A 25,766-nucleotide genomic window follows, 5' to 3' on the forward strand; every position below is an offset into this window, starting at 1 on the left:
GCCTATTTCATTACTTTGTAGTGTTAAATAAAGGGCTTGGGCAAGAAAAAAGTAGTCATTACAGGAGCTCCCGGAACGGGAAAGACATCCATTGTCAATGGATTGGAAAGTATGGGTTTTCATTGCTTCCATGAAATTATACGAGATATGACCTCAAAGGCCAAGCAGGAAGGGGATACCGAGGTTTTTGAATCGAACCCGTTGGTTTTTGTGGATGACGCCATGCAGTTCAACAAAGATTTGTTGTATGGTAGGGCAAAACATTTTAAAGAATCATTGGACATCCAGGTTCCCGTTAGTTTTTTTGACAGAGGCGTTCCAGATGTGCTTGCGTATATGGATTTTTTTGGACAACCGTATGGTAAGGAATTTATTGATATCTGCATGAATCATCGGTATGATACCGTTTTCATTGTACCACCGTGGGAAGAAATTTATGTTTCCGATGGTGAACGATTGGAAACGTATGAGGAAGCAGAAAGTATACATCTAGCTTTGATGAATACATATACCCAATTTGGCTATCACCCCATTTCAGTGCCAAAAGACGTAATCCAAAAAAGGATTGACTATATTTTGGAAACACTTAATCAACTTTAGTGCAGAAAGAGACCAAAGCTATTTTAAAGGAATTCTGGGGGTATGATGATTTCAGGGGCTCCCAGAAAACCATCATAGACACTGTGCTTTCGGGAAAGGATGTCTTGGCATTGATGCCCACAGGTGGGGGAAAATCCATTTGTTACCAAGTTCCTGCACTTTCTAAGGAAGGCTTGTGTATTGTGGTGTCACCTTTGGTGGCTTTGATCCAAGACCAAGTAAGCCAATTAAAGTCCCGGGGCATAAAAGCCATTGCGCTCACAGGCGGAATCCCTTTTACTGAACTCAACGATCTCTTGGACAATTGCCTCTATGGAAATTATAAGTTTCTCTATCTCTCCCCCGAACGATTGCAACAATCGCTAATACAAGAACGAATCCAAGAAATGGATGTGAACCTTATCGCCATAGATGAGGCCCATTGTATTTCGCAGTGGGGGAATGATTTTAGGCCCGCCTATTTGGAATGCTCCATTTTGAAGGAACTCATTCCCAACACCCCCATGATAGCCCTTACGGCCACAGCAACGCCCAAAGTGGTGGATGACATCGTTCAAAATCTAAAATTGGAGAATGTTGCCGTTTTTAAAGATTCATTTTCCCGGTCCAATATTATATTCAAGGTAAAACGAACAGAGGATAAGCTGTACCAGCTAAGAAAATATATTGGCAAGATTCCCGGAAGTTCCATTGTGTATGTCCGTTCCCGAAAAATGTCGGTTTCCCTTTCGGAATTTTTGAACAAGAACGGATTTAAGGCCTCCTTTTTCCATGGCGGAATCTCAAAATCTGAAAAGGAAACAAGACTAAAGGAGTGGTTGGAGGGGAAAGTCAACGTCATGGTGGCCACCAATGCCTTTGGAATGGGAGTGGACAAGCCCGATGTTCGTTTGGTGGTGCATTATCAGATTGCCGATAGTTTGGAAAGCTACTTTCAAGAAGCGGGAAGGGCAGGAAGGGATGGAAAACCGTCCACAGCCATAATTCTTAGTACCAAAGAAGATGAGGAATTGGCCAAACAGCAGTTCTTGTCCAACCTCCCGGATGTTTCCTTTATTAAGAAAGTATATTCCAAACTCAACACCTTTTTTCAAATTTCCTACGGTGAATCTGTGTTAGAACCCATGTCCTTTAAGTTCAATGCGTTCTGTAAACGGTACGAGTTCCATCCAAATATGGCTTTCAACGCACTTCGAATCTTGGACCAAAACTCGGTAATTGCATTATCTGAGAACTTTCAGGAAAAGACCAGCTTGCAATTTGTGGCTTCCAAAGCTGGAATTTTCGAGTATTTGGATAAAAACCGAAAAACGGCTCCCATCATTCAAACTATTTTACGGACTTATGGGGGCATTACGGAGTACGAAACCAAAATCAATCTTCATTTGCTCTCCAAAAAAACGGGGGAAAATGAAAAGTCCCTCAAAAAAATACTGAAGCAACTCCAAAAAGATGGCATTGCAGAATATAAGAATACCACTAGCGATTTGGAAATTACCTTTTTGGTGCCGCGCGAAGATGACCACACCATAAATCCGTTTGCCAAAAAAGTGCAGGATTTTAATCAGGTGAAGCAAAATAACATGGCTGCCATGTTGGGTTACATTAAAAACAAGAAGATTTGCCGGAGTGTTTATTTGTTGAAATATTTTGGTGAAAACACAGCTGAAAAATGTGGTACATGCGATATTTGCACCAAGAAGGAAAAAAAGGGCTCCCCTGTTAACCTGGAAGAGCGAATCATTGGCCTATTGAAGATAAGTCCCAGCACCTCCAGAAAGTTAGAAAAGGCAACAGGAGCGGATGAAAAGGCCCTTTTGAAAGCCTTGCAACAACTGCTTGACGATGAAGTAGTGGAACTAAACCAAATAAATGAGTACATCCTTAAAGAATAATCCCTTGCGCATTGTATTTATGGGCACTCCAGACTTTGCCGTTGCAAGTTTAAAAGCCCTCGTAGAAGCTGACTTTGATATCGTTGGGGTTATCACAGCACCAGACAGACCTGCTGGAAGGGGCAGAAAAGTGCAGGAGTCTGCGGTAAAACAATTTGCTACACAACATAGTCTAAAGGTGCTGCAGCCCACCAATCTTAAGGATGAAGGTTTTTTGGAAGAACTCAAAAGTCTTAATGCCAATTTAAATGTGGTGGTTGCTTTTAGAATGTTACCTAAGACCGTTTGGCAAATGCCCGAGCACGGTACCTTTAATTTACACGCCTCCCTCCTTCCCCAATACCGTGGTGCGGCTCCCATTAATTGGGCCATCATTAACGGAGAGACAGAAACTGGTGTAACCACCTTTTTTATTGACGAGGAAATTGATACGGGGAGTATCATTCTCCAAAAGACGGAGCAAATAACAGATGAGGATAACGTGGGCAGTCTGCATGACCGTTTGATGGAACTCGGCGGTGAACTCGTGGTGGAAACCTGTAGACAAATTGCTTCGGGACAAGTATCCAGTACACCACAAAAGAATTTTGATAATCTAAAGCCTGCTCCCAAAATCCACAAGGAGACTTGTCAAATTGATTGGAACGCTTCTTTGGATGCTATCCATAATCTTATTCGCGGATTGAGTCCGTACCCAGCCGCGTGGAGTGTTTTTGTAAATCATGGTAAGGAAGAGACCATCAAAATTTACAAGACCAAAAAAGAATTCGTCCAACATACCGATGAAGTTGGAAAACTGATTGCGGATAAAAAAACACTAAAAGTTGCAGTTGCTGAAGGCTATCTTCAATTGTTGGAAATACAACTCCCTGGTAAGAGAAAAATGGAAACTTCAGCCGTTTTAAATGGGCTAGACTTGGATAAAAATGCCCACCTTCGCTAATCCCTTGCTATGCTTGGGCTAGCTAAAACATGTCATTTTTTTCCGACTTTATCAACAAACGTTTCAAGTTATTAACAAAAACCCCTATTTCCCTAGGTTTTACTTGCGTTAATAGCAAATCCATATAAATTTGTTCAGCATTAAAATTATTTTAACAACAATTAATTTAATTCCATTATGAACAAAACAGAATTAATCGATGCTATGGCAGCTGATGCTGGCATCACTAAGGCAGCAGCCAAAAAAGCATTGGAATCTTTCTTGGGAAATGTAGAGGGATCACTTAAAAAAGGGAACAGAGTTTCCCTAGTTGGTTTTGGTTCTTGGTCAGTTTCCAAAAGAAGCGCCAGAGAAGGTAGAAATCCACAGACTGGACAGACCATCAAGATTGCCGCTAAGAACGTTGTAAAGTTCAAAGCTGGTGCAGAATTGAGCGGTGCTGTAAACTAATCAATTATTTTTTTAATATACAGAAGCACTTCCCAAAAGGAAGTGCTTTTTTATTTTGGCAATGCTTTAGGTTTTTGGAAAAATTGTATATTATACAACGATTAGAGGTAACAGTGTTATGAAAATGGTAAGTCATAAGCCTAAAAAAGGTAAGTTACTTGTTGCGGAACCTTCACTTACCGGAGATGTTTCCTTCAATAGATCTGTGGTGTTGCTTGCAGAGCATAACCATGAGGGTTCTGTAGGATTTATTCTTAACAAACCCTTGGACTATACCATATGTGATCTTATTTCTGAAATCACTATTCCTTTTAAAGTATTCAATGGCGGCCCTGTGGAACAGGATAATCTATATTTTATCCATAAGGTTCCAGACTTAATCCATGATAGTATTGAGATTTCCGATGGCATATTTTGGGGCGGTAATTTTGAAAAGACCGTAGAACTCATCAATAAAGGTGTGATTACGGAACAGGATATCCGATTCTTTTTGGGCTACTCGGGTTGGGGCTCCCAGCAATTGGACCAAGAACTGATGTCCAAATCTTGGGTGGTCATCAAAAACGAATATGAAAGTGGTATTTTGGAGAAATCCTCATCCGCTTTTTGGAAGGAAAAAATGGTGGAATTGGGCGGAGATTACCTGTTGTGGTCAAATTCTCCTGAAAATCCATCCCTCAACTAGCTACCCATTCTGGCCCTAGCATTTAACTTTCCCACTAATTTTTTGGCAATCGTGTTAGAGAACACTTTCTTTCGGTATTTAGAGATGGGTTGAATACCAACAACACTATTGGTGATAAACAACTCATCTGCCTTTTGCAGTTCAAAAGGTGATATGGATTCCTCAACCAATTGAAACTCCTCCGAGGCTTCAATAACTTCCATTAATTTTTTCCGGACAATACCATTTAAACAGCCGTCCGCCAAAGGTGGCGTTTTGACGGTATCCCCTTTCACCACAAAAAGATTTCCATTTATGGCCTCCACCACTTGTTTGTCCGTATTCACCAGAAGACAGTTGGCATACCCATTCTCTTGGGCATAGACACTGGCCACCACATTTAAAATCTTGTTGGTGGTCTTAAGGCTGGACAGCATATCCTTGTTTACGTAGTAATCTTTGAAGAGTTCCACTTCATAATCCCCTTCATTGATGACATAAAATGGAGAGTCTAGGAGCTTGGTTTCTATGATATAGGAGACATCATTGGTTTCAGGGGCATACAACCCACCTTCATTCCTAAAAATGGTCAACCTAACCCTAACAGCCTTGTCGGCACCATTATTCTCTGCGATGGTTCTTTTGATTTCTTCCTCTAAAAACTCCAAGGTGAATTCCATGGGAATTTCCATTCTTAGAATCCGCATGGAAGCCATCAACCTAAAATAGTGGTCTTCCCAAAAGAAAAGGGTTCCGTTCACACACCGTACCGTTTCAAAAAGGGCATCACCGTATTTTAACCCTCTATTGGAATGGGTCAAAATTTCTTGATCTTCTGGATAGAGTGAGCCGTTACAATTGATCATAAAAAATCCCGATTTTAATCGGGATCAAAGATACGGTATAGTTGAGAATCCTTTCTAGGTAGACCCCAAGACTTGCTTTAAATCTGAGATTTGGTTTTGCCAAAGCATTTTGGCCTCGTCCACTTCATCCTCATCTGCAAAATCGGTAATGAAAAGAGAAACATCCTTGGTAATCTCATCCACTATGATACGCATTTCAAAAAAAGAATCATCCTCGTTCTCAATCCATGTAAACTTTACAAACTCCTCACTTTTCCGTTTTAGCATTTTAGCCTGTTCCTCGGCCCCATCCCATATAAACGTAAAAATCTCACTACGTGAATTTACGTTATCGGCATACCATTCAGATAGACCAGACGGGGTAGAAATATATTGGTAAAGCAACTGTGGGGAAGCTTGGATAACAAATTCAATTTCAAATTTTACCTTATCACTCATTATAGCGCACAATTAATCCTTTTCAACAATTGATATAATTTGGGAAGATAAAAAAATAAATATCAAATAATAAATTAATCCTGAATTTTGATTCAGCAAAAATTAAACTCTATATTTGCACCCGCTAAAACGAATCATGGCGAGGTAGCTCAGCTGGTTAGAGCGTCGGATTCATAACCCGGAGGCCGGGGGTTCAAGTCCCCCTCTCGCTACAAAAAAAGACCATTTTGTGAAATGGTCTTTTTTTATGTCTAAAATCTTTCCAGACTTTTTAAATCAGCCTAATAACTTTATCTTTTCTGTCTTACATAGTGGTAGTTAAAAGCTTAAAATGTGCTATAATAAAGCAATTGGGGAAACGTACAAATTTTTCATAGCAAGGAGCAAATGCCTAATTTTAAAGAACAGATAAAATCATCTTGAAATTGGAGCAATCGCATAAACTGATTATTGATAACGTTAGCAGGTTTATTGATTTAACCGAGATCGAAAAACAGAAGTATATTTCTTTGTTAACAGCAGTCAAAGTTAGAAAGAAGGAATTTTTGCTTCAAGCTGGTGAAATTACAAAATATGAATACTTTATCACCAAGGGCTGCTTAAAAGTGTATACCTTGGATGAAGCAGGGGTTCCTCATATCTCCATGTTCGCGATTGAAGATTATTGGACGGGAGACATGTCCAGTTTTATCACTAGGGAACCATCACGCTATTTCATTAAAGCTACTGAAGACTCAGAACTGTTGGGTATCTCAAGGGTTAATTATGATTTACTTTTTCAAGAAATACCAAAATTTGAACGATTTTATCGCATTCTATATCAAAGGTCACTCATAAGTTATATAAGACGTTCCAATCATGGTATTTCTTTAACTGCTGAAGAAAGGTACATCGAATTCAAAAAGAAATACCCGAAAATTGTCAATAGAATTACACAGAAAGACTTGGCAGGCTACATTGGCATTACGCCAGAATTTATGAGTAAAATTATCTCTAAGGTCAATAGGATGTAAAAGTCTTAAACTAGTTCATTTTTTTTCATGCGTTCCTCTCGGAATTTTGAAGCATGAAAAAAATACTCACCATAACATCTCTTTTAACCATTGTCTTTGCAAATGATCTGCAGGCGCAATTCACCCAGACAGAACTGTTTTCTGGCTTTGATAAAACGGATTTTACACTGTATTCAAGTTATCCGATCAATGAAAAAAATACTCTGAGCATTGCGACCCTTGCATTCTTTCAAAGATTCAACAAAAAAGAGAATGCGGATTTTGATGAGGTAGGCGTCCAACCCACTTTATTTTGGAATATTAATAAGACCATTTCCGTTGGCCCCTCAGTTTATTACAATAGCATTTCGGGGTATTCAGGGCGTTTGTCGGCTAAATTCACATTGAAAAGTTCCAGACTGTTACTTGTGGTCATTCCTACCGTGGGGCGCTATCAACAAACCAAAAATACTTACGCTGAAACCTTTGCGCAAATCCAGTTTAACACCCCTATAAGTGATAAAATATCGCTATGGCTCAACGGTCAGTTTTTAACCGTCTGGGATGAGTTTAGGACACATTCAAGAAGTTTTCTGCAGGTGCGGGCGGGCGTATCATTCAATGGGCACCAATTTGGTCTTGGTGTGGACTTTGACGAGTATGGATCTAATCCTATAGAAAAATCATCATTCGGTGTGTATTACCGAAAAACTTTATAAACAATTATTAAATCTTAAACATTATGAAAAATTTAGTGCAAGTTTCACATTGGGTAGCCTATGCGTATTTGATTTATTCCTTTGGTTATGCGAGTCTTTTTAAAGTTTTCCAAAAACAAAGCATGATGGAGAACATGAGCAATTTTGGTTTCGGAAAAATATGGACCCTATTTATTGGTTATGGTGAATTGTTAGGAGTAATTGGTTTGGTTGTTGGGTTTTGGATGCATCAAGTTAAAAACCTATCGGTTCTATGGTTATTTCCATTCGCAATTGGTGCATTGATAACTCATTTTGCACATAATGACTACGAATACTTTTACACTGCTTTGTATTGTTGTATTGCTTGTATTGTTGTACTAGGTACAGATAAAAATTTCAAAGTAATACTATAGTGATTTAATCTTCGAAGTTTTAAATGAACGCATGGTTTTTTCATGGACTGGTTCGAGAATCAATCTAGTGAAGGTATCTAATATTCTCTTTTGGCAATCAGTCTTGTCTTAACCGCAGTAATAAATGGCATTATAAAATGGCCAATGGACTAATCTATTAAAAAAAACAAACATGAAAAAAATAATCACAATTGCAGGGAGCAATAGTCAAAAATCCATCAATAAAAGTTTACTGACCTATACCAATAGTTTATTGGAGAATGTAGAAATTATCACAATTGACTTGAACAATTATGTTTTGCCCATTTTCGGTGTAGATTTTGAAGTTGAAAATGGCATTCCAACTGCGGTTAAAAGATTAAACGAATTATTCAATACCACGGATGGATTCATCGTATCCCTAGCTGAACATAATGGGTCTTACGCAGCGGTCTTCAAAAACACCGTGGACTGGTTATCCCGCTTAAATACGAAAATATGGAGAGACAAACCCATGCTCTTAATGGCTACATCACCAGGTGGCAGAGGTGGCGCAACCGTATTACAATCTGCGAGTACCTACTTCCCTTTTATGGGAGCTAGCATCACTGATACTTTTTCGTTACCCTCGTTTTATGATAATTTCAACAACGGAGAAATTAGTGATGAAAGTTTGAAAAAGGAGCTTCAATCCAAGGTTGACAAATTCCAAATAACAATTGAATCAAGAAAGAAACAATACCAAGCCTAGATGAATAAATCAAAAAGACCATTTTAAAAATGGTCTTTTTCTTTTTTTCACTGTTACTTATATTACTAAATCTACAAACTTTCCTCAATAATTTGCTCTACCACCTCAGGGTTCAACAAAGTGGAAATGTCCCCCAAATTATCAGTTTCCTTGGAGGCTATTTTTCGGAGGATACGACGCATGATCTTTCCACTGCGCGTCTTGGGCAAACCTGGTACAAATTGAATCTTGTCCAACTTGGCAATCGGACCAATGTGCTCCGTAATCATTTGGTTGATTTCCTTTTTTAGGTTGTCCCGGTCTCGGGATTCCCCTGTTTCCTTCAAAATCACATAGCCATATAGCGCATTTCCCTTTACATCATGGGGGAAGCCAACAATGGCCGATTCTGCCACCGCAGGGTGTTCGTTTATAGCATCTTCAATGGGTGCGGTACCCAAATTATGCCCGGAAACAATAATCACATCATCTACCCTACCTGTAATACGGTAATAACCAACTTCATCCCTCAAAGCACCGTCACCAGTAAAATATTTTCCTTCAAAAGCTGAAAAGTAGGTGTCTTTATAGCGTTGATGGTCGCCCCATATCGTCCGAGCTATCGAAGGCCATGGGAATTTTATGCATAATCGCCCATCTACTTGGTTCCCCTTGATTTCTTTTCCATTTTCATCCATTAATGCAGGTTGTACCCCTGGCATGGGCAAAGTAGCGTAAGTGGGTTTTGTTGGTGTTGAAAATGGAATGGGTGAAATCAGAATACCTCCTGTTTCCGTTTGCCACCAGGTATCCACAATGGGACATTTTTTATCTCCAACATGATCATTGTACCAATGCCAAGCTTCCTCATTAATAGGCTCTCCCACAGTACCCAATACTTTTAAACTGGAAAGGTCGTATTTCGTCACAAAGTCCAAATTTTCCTTGGCCAAAGCCCGAATGGCCGTTGGTGCCGTATAAAATTGGGTGACTTTATGTTTTTCCACCACTTCCCAGAATCGACCAAAATCAGGATAGGAAGGAACTCCCTCAAACATCACCGTGGTTGCTCCATTGACCAAAGGTCCATACACAATATAAGAATGGCCTGTAATCCAACCAATATCTGCCGTACACCAATAGATATCATCTTCTCGGTATTGAAAAGCATTCTTAAATGTATATGCGGTGTACACCATATATCCGGCCGTGGTATGCATCATTCCTTTTGGACGTCCTGTAGAACCTGAGGTGTACAAAATGAACAGTGGGTCTTCCGCTTCCATAATTTCTGGGACACAATCCGCATAGGCTTTGTCTAACAGTGGTTGTAGCCAATGGTCACGTCCTTCCATCATATCAATCTTCGCTCCAGTTCGCTTGGCCACCAATACACTTCCAATACCTGGGCATTGTTTCAATGCCTCATCAACAATTCCTTTTAGGTCAATCGTTTTATTTCCCCTAAATGAACCATCTGAGGTAATGACAATTTTTGCTTCACAATCATTGATTCTAGTTGCCAATGCAGTGGATGAAAATCCTGCAAAAACAACCGAATGTATAGCACCAATTCGAGCACAGGCTAAAACCGATACCGCTAATTCAGGTATCATGGGTAAATAAATTACTACCCTGTCCCCTTTTTTAACGCCTTGATCCTTGAGGACATTGGCAAACTTACAGACTCTTTCATGCAAGTCGTGATACGTAATATGTTGTGCTTCTTCCTTGGGATCATTAGGTTCAAAAAGGATGGCTGTTTTATCGCCTCTACTCCGCAAATGTCTGTCGATACAATTTTCGGTAATATTGAGTTGGGCACCATCAAACCATTTGATTTCAGGTTTTGTAAAGTCCCATTCCAAAACCGAATCCCATCTTTTACGCCAGAAAAAGTGCTCCTCTGCCACTTCTTCCCAGAACGCCTCTGGGTTTCTTACGGATTTACGATAGACCTGAAAATATTCTTCCAAATGTTTAATATGGTAGTTGCTCATTTAGTATGCTTAATTTTTAATGTGACTTTAAAATTATGAAAAAGGGGGCAATTTTTGGATTTATCAATGTTCAACGGCTTCTCCAGCCCCACTTGGAATACGGATATTTTCCACAATTTCCTGAACATCTTCAGGAGGATCATTGGTAAAAGTGTTCACTGCTATGGCCACAATAAAGTTGACTACCATTGCGATGGTCCCAAATCCTTCTGGCGAAATACCAAACCACCAATCACCTTGTAAACCAGCAACAGCATCCTGTCCTCCATCAAAAATTCCAAATTTAAATTTCATCATGTAGAAAAGCATAAGACAAAGCCCTACTACCATTCCTGATATCGCCCCTTGACTGTTCATCTTTTTATAAAAGATGCCCAAGATAATCGCAGGAAAGAATGATGCCGCCGCAAGTCCAAAGGCCAATGCTACCACCGCTGCCACAAAACCCGGCGGGTTGATTCCAAAATACCCTGCAATGATTACAGCTACGGCAGCTGAAATCCTAGCCGCCCAAAGCTCGCCTTTTTCGGAAAGTCCTGGATTAAGGACATTCTTGATCAAGTCATGGGATACGGACGAGGAAATGACCAATAACAATCCTGCGGCGGTTGACAACGCTGCCGCCAATCCTCCAGCGGCAATTAAACCAATTACCCAAGCCGGCAAATCTGCTATTTCTGGGTTGGCCAATACCATAATGTCACGGTCCACGGTAAGTTCGTTTACTTCCGGTGCTGCCACATATTGAATCTTACCATCACCATTTTTATCCTCATGCGCAATGAGTCCGGTAGTTTCCCATCGGCTGAACCATTCAGGCATTTCGTCATATTCTTTCCCACTTACGGTTTCAATGAGGTTTGTTCTTGCAAACACGGCCACTGCTGGCGCTGTGGTATACAAAATAGCAATGAACAACAAGGCCAAACCTGCAGATTTTCTAGCATCTCTAACCCTCTTCACAGTAAAAAAGCGAACAATTACATGTGGTAAACCTGCCGTGCCCACCATCAAGGCCAATGTAATTGCAAATATGTCGATTGTACTTTTTGAGCCCGAAGTATACTCCGCAAAACCGAGTTCGGTGGAGAGACCGTCCAATTTATCCAAAAGATAAGTTCCAGAACCATCGGATAAGGTGTCACCAAAGCCCAATTGTGGGATGGGGTTCCCTGTCATCTGAATTGAAATAAATATGGCAGGCACCATAAAGGCGAAAATCAATACGCAGTATTGTGCCACTTGGGTATAGGTGATTCCTTTCATTCCACCAAGGACGGCATAGAACAAAACAATCACCATACCGATGACCACTCCTGTGTTGATATCAACCTCCAAATATCTTGAAAAAACAATGCCAACGCCTCGCATTTGACCCGCTACATAGGTAAAAGAAACAATAAGGGCACAAAAAACCGCTACTACCCGCGCTGTTTTGGAGTAATACCGCTCTCCAATAAAATCAGGTACGGTGAACTTTCCAAATTTTCTAAGGTAAGGTGCCAATAACAGGGCTAAAAGCACATAACCTCCAGTCCATCCCATTAAATATACAGCCCCATCGTAGCCCGCAAAGGAAATAATCCCCGCCATTGAGATAAAAGAGGCCGCCGACATCCAATCTGCTGCCGTGGCCATTCCGTTGGCCAATGGGGAAACCCCACCTCCGGCTACGTAAAATTCTTTGGTGGAACCCGCCCGCGACCAAATGGCAATTCCTATATAAAGACCAAATGACAATGCGACCAATACATAGGTCCAAATTTGAACATCACTCATGATTGCGTTTTAGAGGGTTGGTTATTCTTCGTTGTAGCCGTATTTCTTGTCCAGTTTGTTCATGAGCCGAACGTATACAAAAATGAGGATTACGAAGACGTAGATGGAGCCTTGTTGCGCAAACCAAAAGCCTAGTTTGAAGCCGCCCATTCGGATGGTGTTAAGTTCATCAACCAATAGGATTCCAAAGCCGTAAGAGACCAGAAACCAGATTGCCAGTAAAATTGAGAGGTATTTAAGATTTTCTTTCCAATACTTTTTTCGAAGGTCGGTGTTCATTTGTTCGGTTTGATTGAAGAAATATATGAAATCCTCAGAAAAAACCATCAAAAATTGAAAAGACCAACACTTTTATGGAAGACTGTTCAAATAATTGGAAACATTGATACCAATGCGTTCATGGATGTTGGACACATCTGCTTTTATGAAGTCTTCACCCGTAATACTTTCATACAGTTCAATGTAGCGCTCTGAAACGGATTCGATGTAATCATCACCCATTTTTGGGACAGTTTGTCCTTCCAAACCTTGAAATCCATTGGAAATCAACCATTGGCGAACAAACTCCTTGGACAATTGTTTTTGTGCTTCACCTTTAGCCTGACGTTCTTCATAGCCATCAGCATAGAAATAGCGTGATGAGTCTGGTGTATGGATTTCATCAATCAAAACGATTTCGCCATCCTTGGTCTTTCCAAATTCGTATTTGGTGTCCACTAAAATCAACCCGCGTTTTGCCGCAATTTCAGTTCCTCTTTGGAAAAGCGCTTTGGTATATTTTTCCAAAACTTCATAATCGGCTTGGGAAACGATACCTCTTTTTAAAATGTCTTCTTTGGAAATATCCTCATCATGGTCGCCTTTTTCCGCTTTTGTGGCCGGCGTGATAATAGGTTCTGGGAATTTATCATTTTCCTGCATCCCTTCGGGCATAGGCTCACCACACAACATCCTTTTCCCAGCTTTGTATTCGCGTGCAGCGTGACCAGAAAGATACCCGCGAATCACCATTTCAACTTTAAAGGGGTCACACGCTTTTCCGATGGCAACATTGGGGTCTGGCGTGGCCATCAACCAATTGGGGACAATATCTTCTGTGGCCTGCATCATTTGGGTGGCTATCTGGTTCAGAATCTGGCCTTTATAAGGAATACCTTTGGGCATGACAACATCAAACGCAGAAAGACGATCTGTGGCCACCATCACCAAAATATCATTACCTAAGGTGTAAACCTCTCGTACTTTTCCTTTATAGACTGATTTTTGACTCGGAAAATGAAAATCCGTGTCCATAAGCGTGTTCTGCCCCATCTTAAAATTGGTTTTGGTGCTCTATGTTCTTGTATGCGTCGATGACTTTCTTGACCAGTTTGTGACGAATTACATCCTTGTCATCCAAATAAATAATGCTGATGCCATCCACATTTTTAAGGATAAGCAAAGCTTCCTTCAAACCGGAAATCACCCGTCTTGGCAAATCAATTTGGCCAGGATCGCCGGTCAGTAAAAATTTGGCATTCTTGCCCATTCGGGTGAGGAACATTTTCATTTGGGCGTGGGTGGTGTTCTGGGCTTCATCCAAAATCACAAAGGCATTGTCCAACGTACGACCGCGCATAAAGGCCATGGGAGCTATTTGAATGGTCCCATCCTCAATATACTTGGCCAGTTTTTCTGCGGGAATCATATCGCGGAGTGCATCGTATAACGGTTGCATGTATGGGTCCAATTTTTCTTTGAGGTCGCCAGGAAGAAATCCCAAATTTTCCCCAGCTTCCACCGCAGGTCGGGTCAAGATAATTCTACGGACTTGTTTTTCTTTCAACGCTTTCACGGCCAAAGCCACTCCAGTGTACGTTTTCCCAGTACCTGCAGGCCCAATGGCAAAGACCATATCGTCCACCTTACAGGCATCCACCATTCTACGTTGGTTAAGGGTCTGCGCCTTTATCAATCGCCCACTAACACCGTGTACCAAGACATCGCCACTGCTTTTTGATGCCGTTTCCTCTTGCCCATCGGTAGTAAGGACACGTTCGATCATGTTTTCATCCAGTTTGTTGTACTTGGCAAATTGGCTGGTGAGCATGTCGAACCGTTTGTCAAACTCTTCCAAGAGTTCTTCATCACCGTAGACTTTAATTTTGCTACCTCGGGCAACAATCTTTAGCTTTGGGAAATATTTTTTTAGAAGTTCAATATTCTCATTCTGTTGCCCAAAAAAGTCTTGTGGGCTGATATCCGTGAGTTCAATGATCAGTTCGTTCAAAAAATGCGGGGTATTTTATGTTGTTTTTACAAGAATTGTATTCTTTCTTTTTTAATGTAATTTTACTTCACAAACTTAACCAAAAATCAATTTGAGCAGGCAAAAACATATCAACAGTATTGCATGGCAATCATAACCTTAACTACGGATTTTGGAAGTAAAGATCACTTTGTTGGTGCTGTGAAAGGGACTATTCTGAGTAACCTTCCCGATGTGACCCTTGTTGATATTTCCCATGCCATTAGTCCATTCAACATCCAGGAATGCGCTTATATCCTTAAAAATGCCTATCGTTCCTTTCCTGAAGGGACCGTGCATATTGTTGGAGTAGATTCTGAACTTTCCCCAGAAAATCAGCACATTGTGGTGCAGGTTGATGGTCATTATTTTGTGAGCGCCAATAGTGGGGTGATTTCGTTGATCACATCAGAAGTAAAGCCGGAAAAAGTGGTTGAAATCCAAATTCCCAATGTGGTCTCCGGGTCATTTCCCGTGCTGAACGTTTTTGTTCAAGTGGCCTGCCATATTGCCCGCGGTGGTAAATTGGAGGTCATTGGAAGACCTTTTGATGCGTTGCGTGAACTTCGGGAGTTTGAACCTAGAATCATCAATGACGGAAAAACCATTTCTGGGAATGTTATTTATATTGACAACTATGGCAATGTGGTGACCAACATCCAAAAAAACCTTTTTAATGCCTACCGAAATGGTCGTGATTTTGAGATTATGGCACGCACTACCAAGATCAAGGAAATCCATAGCAGTTATAATGGCATCATCAATTTTAATTTGGATAAAAGCCAACGAAAAGGTCCCGGTGATGCTTTGGCCCTGTTCAATTCCGCAGGCTATATAGAGTTGGCCATTTATAAAAGTGACCTGAATTCGGTAGGTGGAGCTTCCTCCCTTTTAGGGCTGAATTATAGGGATACCGTAACCATAAATTTTCTATAAATGTTGATACGTATCGTGAAACTCACTTTTAAACCCGAAAATATTCCTAGTTTTGAGCGAATTTTTAAAGAATCAAAAAACGGAATCTTGGCGTTTGAGGGCTGCAATTTGGTAGAGCTGTACCAAGACCTCAAAAATCCTTGTGTGTTTTTTACGTATAGTTTTTGGGAAAACGAATCGGATTTGGAAAGATATCGGACATCGGATTTTTTTAAAGGTGTGTGGGGAACCACCAAACAACTGTTCAGTGAAAAACCCGAAGCTTGGAGTGTCAACAAAGTTGAATCAACAAACCCATCTTAATGTTCGCGATTTTTAAGAGAGAGGTTCGGTCATTTTTCACTTCGCCCATTGGGTATTTAATCGTAGGGTCATTTTTGTTGCTCAACGGGCTTTTTCTATGGGTTTTTCGAGGCGAGTACAACATCTTTGACTACGGCTTTGCCGATTTGGGCAACTTCTTTTTGCTTGCTCCCTGGATTTTTATCTTTTTGGTCCCTGCCATCACCATGAAAAGCTTTTCCGAAGAACGCAAAATGGGAACTTTGGAGCTGTTGCTGATCAAACCCATTTCGGTTTGGAAATTGGTCTTGGGCAAGTTTTGGGGTGCTGCGTTGCTATGCATCATTGCCGTGATTCCAACTGTAATCTATGTTTTCACCATTTCCGGTTTGGGTATGACCGAAGGCAATTACGACCTCGGGATGGTTCTCGGTTCCTATTTTGGACTCTTATTTTTGATTTCGACCTATACGGCGATTGGGCTGTTTGCCTCTACCCTATCGGATAATCAAATTATCGCCTTTTTAGTAGGTATTTTATTATGTTTTTTGATGTTCAACGGATTTGATGCCGTTTCTTCACTGTTTTCAGATGGGGAGTCCCAGCAATTGATTCAAGGAATTGGAGCAAAGTCCCATTTTGACAGTATCGCAAGAGGCGTCATAGATACTCGGGATTTGGTGTATTTCATTTCAATGACACTACTCTTTTTATACCTCACGTTTCAACGTCTAAAACAACTGCCCCGATGAAAAAATTTCTTATTTCAGTAGCGGTGGCACTTGTTGCCGTTGTGGTAGTAAACATCTTGGCTAGTTTTGTGTACACACGTTTCGATTTAACCGAGGACAAACGCTATACGCTATCCCAACCTGCCATTGACGTTGCCCAAAAATTTGATTCCCCTGTCGTAATCGATGTGCTTTTGGATGGAAATATTCCACCCGAGTTTTCCAAACTCAAGACAGAGACCATACAACTCTTGGAATCTTTTGCTTCAAAAAACAAGAACATTGCCTATAACTTGGTTGACCCGTTGGAAGATGAAAGTCTGGCCCAACAAACCATTGCAGAACTGCAAAGCTTAGGGCTTCAACCTGCCAGTGTAACCGTTGAGGAAAACGGAAAAGTTTCACAAGAATTGGTCTTTCCATGGGCCATGGTAAATCATGGTGACCGAACCGTAAAAGTGGCCCTCCTCAAAAATAAAATTGGTTCCTCTGCGGAGGAGCGCATCAACAATTCCGTGCAACAATTGGAATATGCCTTCGCCGATGCCTTTACCAAATTGAGCATCACCGAGAAGAAAAGTATCGCCGTCATTAAAGGTAATGGGGAGCTCCAAGATAGGTATTTGGCTGATTATTTGACCAGTATTCGCGAGTACTACAATATTGCCGCCATTACCTTGGATTCCGTGGCTTCTAACCCTCAAGATGTGTTGGACCAATTGAAAAGTTTTGATATGGCCTTGATTGCCAAGCCCACCGAACCATTTTCCGACCAAGAAAAATATGTGATGGACCAATACGTGGTGAATGGCGGAAAATCCATTTGGTTGGTCGACCAGGTGGCCATGGAGATGGACAGTATTCTAGCGGGTGGTGGAAGCGCCTTTGCCCTGCCCCGAGAGCTCAATCTCAAGGATTTCTTCTTTAAATATGGGGTTCGCATCAATCCCGTATTGGTAAATGACCTATATTTCACCCAAATTGTTCTTGCCACAGGAGAAGGAAACGATTCCCAATTTGACCCGGTTCCGTGGTATTACAATCCTATGGTGTTTTCCAAAAACGACCATCCCATCAATACCAATATTGAGGCGGTTCGGTATCAGTTTACGAGTCCAATGGATATTTTGGAAAATGATTACGACAAGACGGTCCTTCTACAAAGCTCTCCGCTGTCCAAAACGGATGGTACTCCACGACAAATCAGTCTGGACATTTTGAACAATCCACCTGACCAAGAAACCTATACTCCAGGAAATATGCCTTTGGCGGTGTTGATCGAGGGCGATTTTGTCTCGATGTACAAAAACCGGGTAAAACCCCTGAAATTGCAGAATACCATCGAGGAAGGTACTGCCAACAAGATGATCGTTATTTCGGATGGGGATGTCATCAAAAATCAACTGCGAAATGGCAGACCACTGGAACTGGGGTACGACAAATGGACCAGTAGTTTCTATGGGAACAAGGAATTTTTGGTCAATTGTACCAATTATCTTTTGGACAACGCCGGACTTATAAACATTCGAAGCAAAAAAGTATCCATCCCATTATTGGATGTGAAGAAAATCGCAACCGAAAAAACCAAATGGCAAATCATAAACATTGGTGTGCCAGTTATATTGACTTTACTTTTTGGTGTTTTCTTCGGCTATTACAGAAAGCGAAAATTTGCGGCTTAAGTGTTGATAAATTTGTTTCTTTGCTTCGCCGTTTTAAGATATATTTGTTTTTATCGATTTATACGCCCAGTTTTACCGACTTCAAGTCAAATGGGCAACAATACTAAAGGATTTCTTTGATGAAGTTTATCGTATCCAGTACATATTTACTGAAACAATTGCAGGTTTTGGGAGGAGTTATCAACAATAGTAACACGCTTCCCATCCTAGATAATTTTTTGTTTGATTTAAAACAGAACCAACTTACGGTCTCCGCATCAGACCTTGAAACCACCATGAGCTCCGTTCTTGAAGTGGATTCCGATGCTGAAGGTACCATTGCCGTACCCGCTCGTTTGTTGTTGGACACGCTAAAAACGTTTCCAGAACAACCCCTCACCTTTGTGGTGGAGGACAATAATACGGTTGAAATCAGCTCCAACCATGGTAAATATGCCTTGGCGTATGCTGATGGGGCCGAATTTCCCAAAGCAGTGGAAGTTTCAAACCCAAGCTCTACTACTCTTTTGGGCGATATATTGGCCACGGCCATCAACAAGACCATTTTTGCGGCAGGAAACGATGACCTTCGCCCTGTGATGAGCGGTGTTTTCTTTCAATTTTCCCCCGAGAATTTGACTTTCGTGGCTACAGATGCCCATAAATTGGTGAAATATCAGCGTCAGGATGTAACGGCTTCGCAAGTTGCGGAATTCATTATGCCGAAAAAACCATTGACCCTTTTGAAAGGGATTTTAGCTGGTTCTGAATCTGAAGTGACCGTTGAGTACAACGATAGCAATGCCAAGTTCATTTTTGACAATTCAGAATTGATTTGTCGCTTGATTGATGGCAAATACCCAAATTACGAAGCGGTAATTCCAAAGGAAAACCCCAACAAACTGACCATTTCCAGAAATCAGTTTTTGAGTTCGGTTCGTAGGGTTTCCATCTTTTCCAACAAAACTACGCACCAAATCCGGTTAAAGATTGCCGGAGCCGAATTGAATATTTCCGCTGAAGATGTGGATTACAGTAACAAGGCGGAAGAACGTCTTTCCTGTTCCTATCAAGGTGACGACATGCAGATTGGGTTCAATTCGCGCTTCTTGTTGGAAATGCTCAACAATCTATCTTCGGATGATGTTTCATTGGAAATGAGCTTACCCAACCGAGCTGGAATCCTGACGCCCATTGATGGCTTGGACGAAGGCGAACACGTTACCATGTTGGTGATGCCTGTAATGCTCAATAATTAAGATTTTTCTTTATGCAATAAGCTAATTCTTACATCGAATTAGACAATTTCACCTTTCATCGAAGTTTTTTTGGTTTTAACGTGATTAGATGTTCAAGGCACTTGTTTTAGATACCTTTAACAGATTATTATTTCTAACCTTAAACTTTTGAGTATGAAAAAATTAACACTAGCTGTATTTGCCCTTTTCGCATTTACTTTTTATTCCTGTGAGGTGGAGCCAGTAGGTTCAGACTCTCTGGAAAGTGTAAATGGCAAGGGTAAACTAAAAGTTAAATCTGAAAAATCAGAAGAAACATGTAACATTACGGTTTTACCAACCTTACCTGAAACAGTAAATGCCTGTACTACTGCCAAAGGCATTGAAGCCAACGGCACTTATTTTGATTTGACCGTGAATGATACTGAGCTTGCCGGCGATTATGGTGCTTGGTGTATTGATGTGGACTTATCGCTAAACGGAAACGAATGTTTTGATGCATTGGTTTTCTCAAGCTATGATCCGGCAATTCCCGCTGGAGTAGTTGAAAATCCCGATAATTTAGATTTGGTCAACTATATCCTAAATCAGGATTTCCTTTCTCAAGGATATACCATGGGAGAAATTCAGTGGGCCATTTGGGAATTGTTGGATGATGCCAACTGTATCGCCTGTACTTTCCTTGGTTCTGAAGGAGCTGACTGGGATGTAGCTGATGCTCAGGCCATCGTTGATGATGCCGTGGCTAATGGTGAAGGATATGAGCCAGGTGAAGGAAACAACTTGGCGATTGTATTGGTTCCCACCAACAATAGACAGCCCGTAGTTATTCCAATTCCTCTAGAGTGTGAAGAAGAACCAGAGGGAGGTTGTGAAACAGCTTTCGCAAGGGGTACTGATGGAAATACTTGCTTTATTGGAAATGGATTTAACAGATGGGGCTGGTCTATCGGTCCATTATCTGATGGTGCCGAAGAGTCTTATGACATTTATGCCGGAGCTGGCCAATGTGACATTTCTAAAGGAGAATTGATCGGTACTGTTGATGTTAGCTACGTAGGTGGTGAAGTTACGGTTACGTATAATATCGATGATTCATACAATGTTACTGAAACTCACACATATGCCGGTAACTCCATGTTCCCAACTAAAAATGGAAAACCCACTGTTGCTCCTGGGCAATACACCATTAGCGATGATTTAGGCGATGAAATTTATGTGATCGCCCATGCTGTGGTTTGCGGAGAGGGTGATGATTAATGAAAGCCATATTATGTATAATAAATGAAAAAGGGGCGACAGTTGTCGCCCCTTTTTTTATAGCGTTACACAAGAAAATTATAAAAAAGAAATCGTAAGAAATCTAGAAGGTGGTTCTCCATTTGAAGCTTTTACAGCATTTACAATGGGCATTACAAAACCTAGGATCCCGACCCCTATCAAGCCCAATATGCCAAGTCCCAATAGCAATATGGCAGGAATACTGATAACGATGTAGAGCAATAAACTGAGTTGAAAATTAATAATGGTCCTTCCATGCTCATCCATACCTTCAACGTTTTTCCGCGAGGTTGCCCAAATAATCAACGGCACAATGAATCCTCCAAAACCTGTGACATAGTGTAGCAACTGGGTTAAATGGGTGATTGCTAACAATGTATTATCCGTTCTTACTGAATTTTGATTGACGACTTCCATTTTTGATTGATTTTGATGTTATACCTCATTAGTATTGGTTGATACAAAAATGTTACAGGTTTTGGATAAGAACTAGCCATATCTTAGGCATTTGGCCAGTATTCGTTCACTATTTTCTTTCGCTTTCCCGATGACAATAGTGGAATTTCATCCACATATTCAAACAAGATTTGGGCATCTTCACCTAGATAGGTTTTAAAAAATTGCACTATTGCTCCTTCCTGTACCATTTCGGAAGAGCCATTCAGTTTAAAAACATAATTTTTCTGTCCGGTCTGTACAAATTGAAATTGTTTTACCTCAGCAAAATCCAAGACCAAGTAAAAAATAAATGGTGATACTATCTTGCCTTTGGTGCTATATATAGCATCCATGCGGCGACCATATATTTTGGAAAGTACTGGAAACCCTTGTCCTATCTCTTCAAAAACACCCATGTCCCCAGTGTCGTATCGTATCATAGGCATTGAATAATTAAATAAATCGGTTACAACAATTCGACCAACCTCTCCTTTCTTGACAGGCACATCTGAGTCAACTTGCAAAAATTCAAAAAAATAACTGCCCCAATTAAGCGTGTAAAAATCTTCACTACCCTTGGTTTTCTGGGCCAAAATTCCATTTTCTTGATTCGAATATCGCTCAAAGACCGGAGTACCAAAGTATTTAGTCATTCTTGCCCTTTCAGACGCCTTTAGACTTTCTGCCATAGAAATAATACTCGAAACGTTATTTATACTTGGTCGTTTTTCCTGTTTGTCCAAATAATTGCAGAGCTCTTCAAAAAAGGAGGGATAACCTAAAATAGCTTTTGTGGAATTGTCCTTCTCCAATTTAGAAACAAACTCCTTAAGATCATCAACTGACGTATCCATTACATTATGAGGAGAAATGTTTTGTAAAAAATTAATCCATGGACTCTTTCTATTGGTATGGTCCCACAATTTTATATATACTAATTTATCGCCTACCTTGCTGCCTGCCATTTCTGAAAAATAGATTACATCTGCAGTATTTCTGTTTCTTTTTCCTTTATTCTGATAAATACTGAACGGAATTCCAGTGGACCCACTACTTGATGCCTTGAACAATCTTTCATTCTTAAACCGACTAGATCTAAACCTTTCGTAGTTCTGTAAAATCAAATTTTTATCAATAACTGGGAAATCTTGAAGCGTGTTATAATCTTTAAATTCATGATAAAAAGGTGTGGTATTGACGGCATGTGAGAGTAACTTATTCAAATTTTCTTGTGGAATGATATCGGCACCATAGCTTCCCAGCGAGCTTAAAATCTTCTTAATCTCCCGATAATTTCTAATAATCGCACCTCCTGCCAATAAGTCTGCCAAATAAAATCCTTTTCTTCTTAATGCCTCAAATACTTGGACCATTTTTGTCATTCCCGTTAACTTGATGTATACTTAAAACGTCGTAAAGAAATAAATCTTTTATCATTTATCATTGTACAGGCCAACAAATCATAATGTAAGGTCTTCTACATGGGACCTCATATTGAAGTTCTGTTGAATTCGTATTTTTGATTCCATGTTGTACAGTGATAACATTGTGGCCTTGGCCACCCCTTCAGGAACTGGGGCCATTGCGGTGATTCGCATTTCTGGGCCTGATGCCGTTTCCATTACAGATTCCATTTTTCAATCGGTTAAAGGGAAAAAATTAACCCAACAAAAGAGTCATACCATCCACTTGGGGCATATTGTTGAGGATGACAAAGTCTTGGACGAGGTGCTCGTTTCCATTTTTAAGGGGCCCCATTCCTATACCGGTGAGCATGTGACAGAAATATCTTGTCACGGATCTCCCTATATCCAACAGCAAATCATTCAATTGATTTTACGAAAAGGGTGCCGAACGGCTTCAGCGGGAGAGTTTACCCTACGTGCTTTTTTAAATGGAAAGATGGACTTGAGCCAAGCTGAAGCTGTGGCTGATTTAATTGCCAGCGATAGTGAGGCAGCCCATGACATTGCCATGCAGCAAATGCGGGGCGGATTTAGTAATGAAATTCAAAAATTGCGGGAAGAGCTACTAAATTTCGCTTCACTTATAGAGTTGGAACTCGATTTTTCCCAGGAGGATGTAGAGTTTGCAGATCGTTCCCAATTCAACGAACTGTTGAACCGCATCAGTGAGGTCCTCAAAAAATTGATTGACTCCTTTGCCCTGGGGAATGTGATCAAACATGGTATACCCGTTGCCATTGTAGGGCAACCCAATGTGGGAAAATCTACACTACTCAATGTTTTGTTGAACGAGGAAAGGGCCATTGTTAGTGATATTGCTGGAACCACTCGGGATACTGTTGAAGACCAAATCAGTTTGAATGGCATCAATTTTCGATTCATTGATACCGCAGGTATCCGTGAAACGGTGGATGTGGTTGAAAAAATCGGTATTGAACGTACCTTTGATAAAATCGAGAAGGCGCGACTGATCATTTTCCTTTTCGACCGCATGGATTTTGACCGTTCGGAACTGGAACGTATAAAAAATCGCTATCCCAACAAGCAATTAATTCCCATTTGCAATAAGGTGGATTTGTTGGAGCCATCCCAAATAGAAGAATTACGGCAAGAAATTCCGGAAGTTCTTTTTCTTTCGGCCAAAAACAAAACAGGAATCCCGGAATTGGAAAAGAAACTACTCGCTCTGGTAGATTCAGGAGCTTTAAGTGGTGATGAGACCATTATTACCAATAGTCGCCATTACGATGCGCTTTTAAAGGCTTTGGAGGAAATCCAAAAAGTAAAAGAAGGCATGGATATGGGATTGGCTAGTGATCTTATGGCTATTGACATCCGGCAGGCCTTGTTTCATTTAGGGGAAATCACGGGAAGTGTCACCACAGATGATCTTTTGGGGAATATATTTTCGAATTTTTGCATCGGGAAGTAAATAGACATTCAATGCTGTCAGGCTCAGCAATGTCCATATTTGCTAAATATCATTACTTTCGGTATCTTTATGGCATTAAAGCTAAAAAAATGAACATCAGTTTCACTAAAAAGCAGGAAGAATATATCGCTAAACAAGTAGCTTCTGGCGAATATCAGAACAACAGCGAAGTGATTCGTGACGCACTACGATTACATGAGATTTATCGGGAAAAAGTCATTGCCGATTTAAGGGCTGAAATAGAAAAAGGATGGAATGGCCCTGATAGTGACATTTCTGTTGACGAAATTATAGCTTCTAGAAAACCGGCTTAATGAACCGATACATTCTTGCGGAAGCTGCTAAAAATGACCTTCAGGAAATTTATGCCTACGGAATCTATAAATTCGGTCATTCACAGGCTGCTAAATATTTGGAAGGCTTTAAGGAGTGTTTTGAAGCTTTGACGGAAAATCCAGACATCGGCAAACAAAGGAATGAAATAAAAGCTGGATTGTACAGTCTTCCTCATGTGTCGCATGTCATTTTTTACCGAATTTTGACTGACCGTATCCGTATAGTTAGGGTTTTGCACGGCAGAAGTGATATTCCAAAACATCTTAAGTGAAAAGAACTATTTCACATAAACAATATCTAAATGCCAACCTTCGCTTGGAAAAGCTAATCAATTTGGTCGATGAAAATACTCCGACCGATGACCCATTGGCAAAAGAATTTCTTGAAATTTCAGATATTATTGAAGAATATGAGAGCATTCACTATCCAATAGAAGATTCAAATCAATAGCTATGCAAAACAAAATCCTATAAAAAGAAAGTAAAGATTAACACCTCTAAACGCTCCACACCTATTTATGGCACTATTAATATAGCCCCGGGAAGTAACTAGTTCACCTTACCCATGCGATGGGTTCCCAGCAAAACTATATACATTACAATGAAGCCAATAATAACCAAAAATACCAACTCAACATGAGAAAGCAGGGTGTTCATTCCCAAAGCCCTATTTGAAAGTTGCGTCATATGGCCACCTTCGGTAAATTGAACCCCTTCCAGGTTGTCTAAATTTCTTCTTATTTCCAACAACTCTGTTTGAATATCACTTAAGGTCGACATTCGCGGTTCTTTTTGTCCAGCCAATTTATCCTCAAGTGAGGTAAGCTCCATAAAGTTTTTCTTTAAATCGATAAAAAAATCCGATTCACTCTGGGTAAGTTTGGTTTTTTCAAAGCGCGACATCAATGCCACAATAGAGTCATTTGTGGCCCCTAAAAAAAGCTCATTATCTCCTATGGAGAGTTCCTTTTTATGAAACAATCCACTTAAATGATAAATGTAATCTTGGGCAACCACCCGATCTTCATAAACAGAATTTACTGTGTCTTGGGTCCGTAAAATGTATCCATAATCCATAAGATTGGCCACCATTATAAGCACAAATGAGATGGCCAAAATCAGAAGCAATCGCAGACGTTTCTTCCTTTTGGGCTCTTTGGATATGAAGATTGTTTTTAGCACAACGGAACCATTATTTCCTTCGGATGGTGACTTAATTGGAAGTGAGC

The 25,766-nt window shown here is 40.5% G+C and carries 29 protein-coding genes and 1 tRNA gene; 20 read left to right on the forward strand and 10 right to left on the reverse strand.

Going from position 1 to position 25,766, the window contains the following annotated elements; all coding sequences use genetic code 11:
• The first annotated feature begins 36 nt into the window (after positions 1-36).
• The 5 genes from ACFOWS_RS09960 to ACFOWS_RS09980 all read left to right on the forward strand — a co-directional run bounded on the left by ACFOWS_RS09960 (position 37) and on the right by ACFOWS_RS09980 (position 4,573).
• Positions 37-600, forward strand: a complete 564-nt coding sequence (locus ACFOWS_RS09960) for an AAA family ATPase (protein WP_379764059.1) — start codon at positions 37-39, stop codon at positions 598-600.
• On the forward strand, positions 600-2,495 hold the full coding sequence (locus ACFOWS_RS09965) for a RecQ family ATP-dependent DNA helicase (protein WP_379764061.1): 1,896 nt from the start codon (positions 600-602) through the stop codon (positions 2,493-2,495). Before ACFOWS_RS09960 ends, ACFOWS_RS09965 begins: the two co-directional genes overlap by 1 nt.
• Positions 2,473-3,438 (forward strand): methionyl-tRNA formyltransferase, encoded by a 966-nt coding sequence (fmt, locus tag ACFOWS_RS09970; protein WP_379764063.1) that lies wholly within the window; start codon positions 2,473-2,475, stop codon positions 3,436-3,438. The genes ACFOWS_RS09965 and fmt overlap by 23 nt, the downstream gene beginning before the upstream one ends.
• Positions 3,439-3,615: 177 nt before the next feature.
• Positions 3,616-3,888: an HU family DNA-binding protein gene (locus ACFOWS_RS09975; RefSeq protein WP_207098436.1), complete on the forward strand. Its 273-nt coding sequence runs from the start codon at positions 3,616-3,618 to the stop codon at positions 3,886-3,888.
• A gap of 124 nt (positions 3,889-4,012) precedes the next feature.
• Positions 4,013-4,573 carry a YqgE/AlgH family protein gene (locus tag ACFOWS_RS09980; protein ID WP_379764512.1) on the forward strand — a complete coding sequence of 187 codons (561 nt, stop codon included), beginning with the start codon at positions 4,013-4,015 and terminating at the stop codon, positions 4,571-4,573.
• On the opposite strand, the gene ACFOWS_RS09985 is transcribed toward ACFOWS_RS09980, so the two are convergent.
• Positions 4,570-5,418: an aminotransferase class IV gene (locus ACFOWS_RS09985; RefSeq protein ID WP_379764065.1), complete on the reverse strand. Its 849-nt coding sequence runs from the start codon at positions 5,416-5,418 to the stop codon at positions 4,570-4,572. The genes ACFOWS_RS09980 and ACFOWS_RS09985 overlap by 4 nt on opposite strands.
• A gap of 54 nt (positions 5,419-5,472) precedes the next feature.
• Positions 5,473-5,856 carry an START-like domain-containing protein gene (locus ACFOWS_RS09990; protein WP_366588690.1) on the reverse strand — a complete coding sequence of 128 codons (384 nt, stop codon included), beginning with the start codon at positions 5,854-5,856 and terminating at the stop codon, positions 5,473-5,475.
• A 138-nt stretch (positions 5,857-5,994) separates the two neighbouring features.
• On the opposite strand from ACFOWS_RS09990, the gene ACFOWS_RS09995 reads away from it, so the two are divergent.
• From ACFOWS_RS09995 to ACFOWS_RS10015, 5 genes are all read left to right on the forward strand, one after another.
• Positions 5,995-6,068: transfer RNA gene (locus ACFOWS_RS09995), tRNA-Met, on the forward strand.
• A 213-nt stretch (positions 6,069-6,281) separates the two neighbouring features.
• Positions 6,282-6,869 carry a Crp/Fnr family transcriptional regulator gene (locus tag ACFOWS_RS10000; RefSeq protein ID WP_379764068.1) on the forward strand — a complete coding sequence of 196 codons (588 nt, stop codon included), beginning with the start codon at positions 6,282-6,284 and terminating at the stop codon, positions 6,867-6,869.
• Positions 6,870-6,922: 53 nt separating this feature from the next.
• Positions 6,923-7,567, forward strand: a complete 645-nt coding sequence (locus ACFOWS_RS10005; RefSeq protein ID WP_379764070.1) for a hypothetical protein — start codon at positions 6,923-6,925, stop codon at positions 7,565-7,567.
• 23 nt (positions 7,568-7,590) lie between these two features.
• Entirely contained in the window at positions 7,591-7,962 is a 372-nt protein-coding gene (locus ACFOWS_RS10010) for a DoxX family protein (protein WP_379764072.1), read from the forward strand.
• A 172-nt stretch (positions 7,963-8,134) separates the two neighbouring features.
• On the forward strand, positions 8,135-8,692 hold the full coding sequence (locus ACFOWS_RS10015; protein ID WP_379764075.1) for an NADPH-dependent FMN reductase: 558 nt from the start codon (positions 8,135-8,137) through the stop codon (positions 8,690-8,692).
• A gap of 71 nt (positions 8,693-8,763) precedes the next feature.
• On the opposite strand, the gene acs is transcribed toward ACFOWS_RS10015, so the two are convergent.
• From acs to ACFOWS_RS10040, 5 genes are all read right to left on the reverse strand, one after another.
• Complete coding sequence (gene acs, locus ACFOWS_RS10020; protein WP_379764077.1) at positions 8,764-10,671, reverse strand: acetate--CoA ligase; 1,908 nt, start codon at positions 10,669-10,671, stop codon at positions 8,764-8,766.
• Positions 10,672-10,734: 63 nt separating this feature from the next.
• On the reverse strand, positions 10,735-12,450 hold the full coding sequence (locus tag ACFOWS_RS10025; RefSeq protein WP_379764079.1) for a sodium:solute symporter family protein: 1,716 nt from the start codon (positions 12,448-12,450) through the stop codon (positions 10,735-10,737).
• A gap of 21 nt (positions 12,451-12,471) precedes the next feature.
• On the reverse strand, positions 12,472-12,729 hold the full coding sequence (locus ACFOWS_RS10030; protein ID WP_366588672.1) for a DUF4212 domain-containing protein: 258 nt from the start codon (positions 12,727-12,729) through the stop codon (positions 12,472-12,474).
• A gap of 72 nt (positions 12,730-12,801) precedes the next feature.
• A complete protein-coding gene (locus ACFOWS_RS10035) occupies positions 12,802-13,761 on the reverse strand; it encodes a phosphoribosylaminoimidazolesuccinocarboxamide synthase (RefSeq protein ID WP_379764082.1) in 960 nt (319 codons plus the stop codon).
• A 1-nt stretch (position 13,762) separates the two neighbouring features.
• Positions 13,763-14,719: a PhoH family protein gene (locus ACFOWS_RS10040; protein WP_366588668.1), complete on the reverse strand. Its 957-nt coding sequence runs from the start codon at positions 14,717-14,719 to the stop codon at positions 13,763-13,765.
• Between the two features lie 123 nt (positions 14,720-14,842).
• On the opposite strand from ACFOWS_RS10040, the gene ACFOWS_RS10045 reads away from it, so the two are divergent.
• The 6 genes from ACFOWS_RS10045 (at position 14,843) to ACFOWS_RS10070 (ending at position 20,845) form a co-directional block, all read left to right on the forward strand.
• Complete coding sequence (locus ACFOWS_RS10045) at positions 14,843-15,673, forward strand: SAM hydrolase/SAM-dependent halogenase family protein (RefSeq protein ID WP_379764084.1); 831 nt, start codon at positions 14,843-14,845, stop codon at positions 15,671-15,673.
• The gene (locus ACFOWS_RS10050; protein WP_366588662.1) at positions 15,674-15,976 is read left to right on the forward strand and encodes a putative quinol monooxygenase; all 303 of its coding nucleotides are present in this window, start codon (positions 15,674-15,676) and stop codon (positions 15,974-15,976) included.
• Entirely contained in the window at positions 15,976-16,707 is a 732-nt protein-coding gene (gldF, locus tag ACFOWS_RS10055) for a gliding motility-associated ABC transporter permease subunit GldF (protein WP_379764087.1), read from the forward strand. The genes ACFOWS_RS10050 and gldF overlap by 1 nt, the downstream gene beginning before the upstream one ends.
• Positions 16,704-18,368, forward strand: coding sequence for a gliding motility-associated ABC transporter substrate-binding protein GldG (gldG, locus tag ACFOWS_RS10060; RefSeq protein ID WP_379764089.1), 1,665 nt, complete (start codon positions 16,704-16,706; stop codon positions 18,366-18,368). The genes gldF and gldG overlap by 4 nt, the downstream gene beginning before the upstream one ends.
• A 119-nt stretch (positions 18,369-18,487) precedes the next feature.
• Positions 18,488-19,606, forward strand: coding sequence for a DNA polymerase III subunit beta (dnaN, locus tag ACFOWS_RS10065; RefSeq protein WP_379764091.1), 1,119 nt, complete (start codon positions 18,488-18,490; stop codon positions 19,604-19,606).
• Between the two features lie 153 nt (positions 19,607-19,759).
• Positions 19,760-20,845 (forward strand): hypothetical protein, encoded by a 1,086-nt coding sequence (locus tag ACFOWS_RS10070; protein WP_379764093.1) that lies wholly within the window; start codon positions 19,760-19,762, stop codon positions 20,843-20,845.
• Between the two features lie 78 nt (positions 20,846-20,923).
• Here ACFOWS_RS10070 and ACFOWS_RS10075 read toward each other — a convergent pair whose 3' ends face one another.
• Complete coding sequence (locus ACFOWS_RS10075; protein WP_379764095.1) at positions 20,924-21,283, reverse strand: DUF4870 domain-containing protein; 360 nt, start codon at positions 21,281-21,283, stop codon at positions 20,924-20,926.
• Between the two features lie 83 nt (positions 21,284-21,366).
• Entirely contained in the window at positions 21,367-22,686 is a 1,320-nt protein-coding gene (locus ACFOWS_RS10080; RefSeq protein WP_379764097.1) for a CoF synthetase, read from the reverse strand.
• Between the two features lie 145 nt (positions 22,687-22,831).
• Between ACFOWS_RS10080 and mnmE the strand changes: the two genes are divergently transcribed.
• From mnmE to ACFOWS_RS10100, 4 genes are read left to right on the forward strand one after another with little or no spacing between them, the layout of a single operon-like run.
• The gene (gene mnmE / locus ACFOWS_RS10085; RefSeq protein WP_379764099.1) at positions 22,832-24,202 is read left to right on the forward strand and encodes a tRNA uridine-5-carboxymethylaminomethyl(34) synthesis GTPase MnmE; all 1,371 of its coding nucleotides are present in this window, start codon (positions 22,832-22,834) and stop codon (positions 24,200-24,202) included.
• Positions 24,203-24,213: 11 nt separating this feature from the next.
• Entirely contained in the window at positions 24,214-24,516 is a 303-nt protein-coding gene (locus tag ACFOWS_RS10090) for a type II toxin-antitoxin system ParD family antitoxin (RefSeq protein ID WP_379764101.1), read from the forward strand.
• Complete coding sequence (locus ACFOWS_RS10095; protein WP_379764103.1) at positions 24,516-24,809, forward strand: type II toxin-antitoxin system RelE/ParE family toxin; 294 nt, start codon at positions 24,516-24,518, stop codon at positions 24,807-24,809. Before ACFOWS_RS10090 ends, ACFOWS_RS10095 begins: the two co-directional genes overlap by 1 nt.
• Complete coding sequence (locus ACFOWS_RS10100; protein ID WP_379764105.1) at positions 24,806-24,988, forward strand: hypothetical protein; 183 nt, start codon at positions 24,806-24,808, stop codon at positions 24,986-24,988. Before ACFOWS_RS10095 ends, ACFOWS_RS10100 begins: the two co-directional genes overlap by 4 nt.
• Positions 24,989-25,086: 98 nt before the next feature.
• On the opposite strand, the gene ACFOWS_RS10105 is transcribed toward ACFOWS_RS10100, so the two are convergent.
• Positions 25,087-25,719, reverse strand: a complete 633-nt coding sequence (locus ACFOWS_RS10105) for a hypothetical protein (protein WP_379764107.1) — start codon at positions 25,717-25,719, stop codon at positions 25,087-25,089.
• Between the last annotated feature and the right edge of the window lie 47 nt (positions 25,720-25,766).

The sequence above is a fragment of the Flagellimonas marina genome (assembly GCF_042651185.1).
GTDB lineage: Bacteria > Bacteroidota > Bacteroidia > Flavobacteriales > Flavobacteriaceae > Flagellimonas > Flagellimonas marina.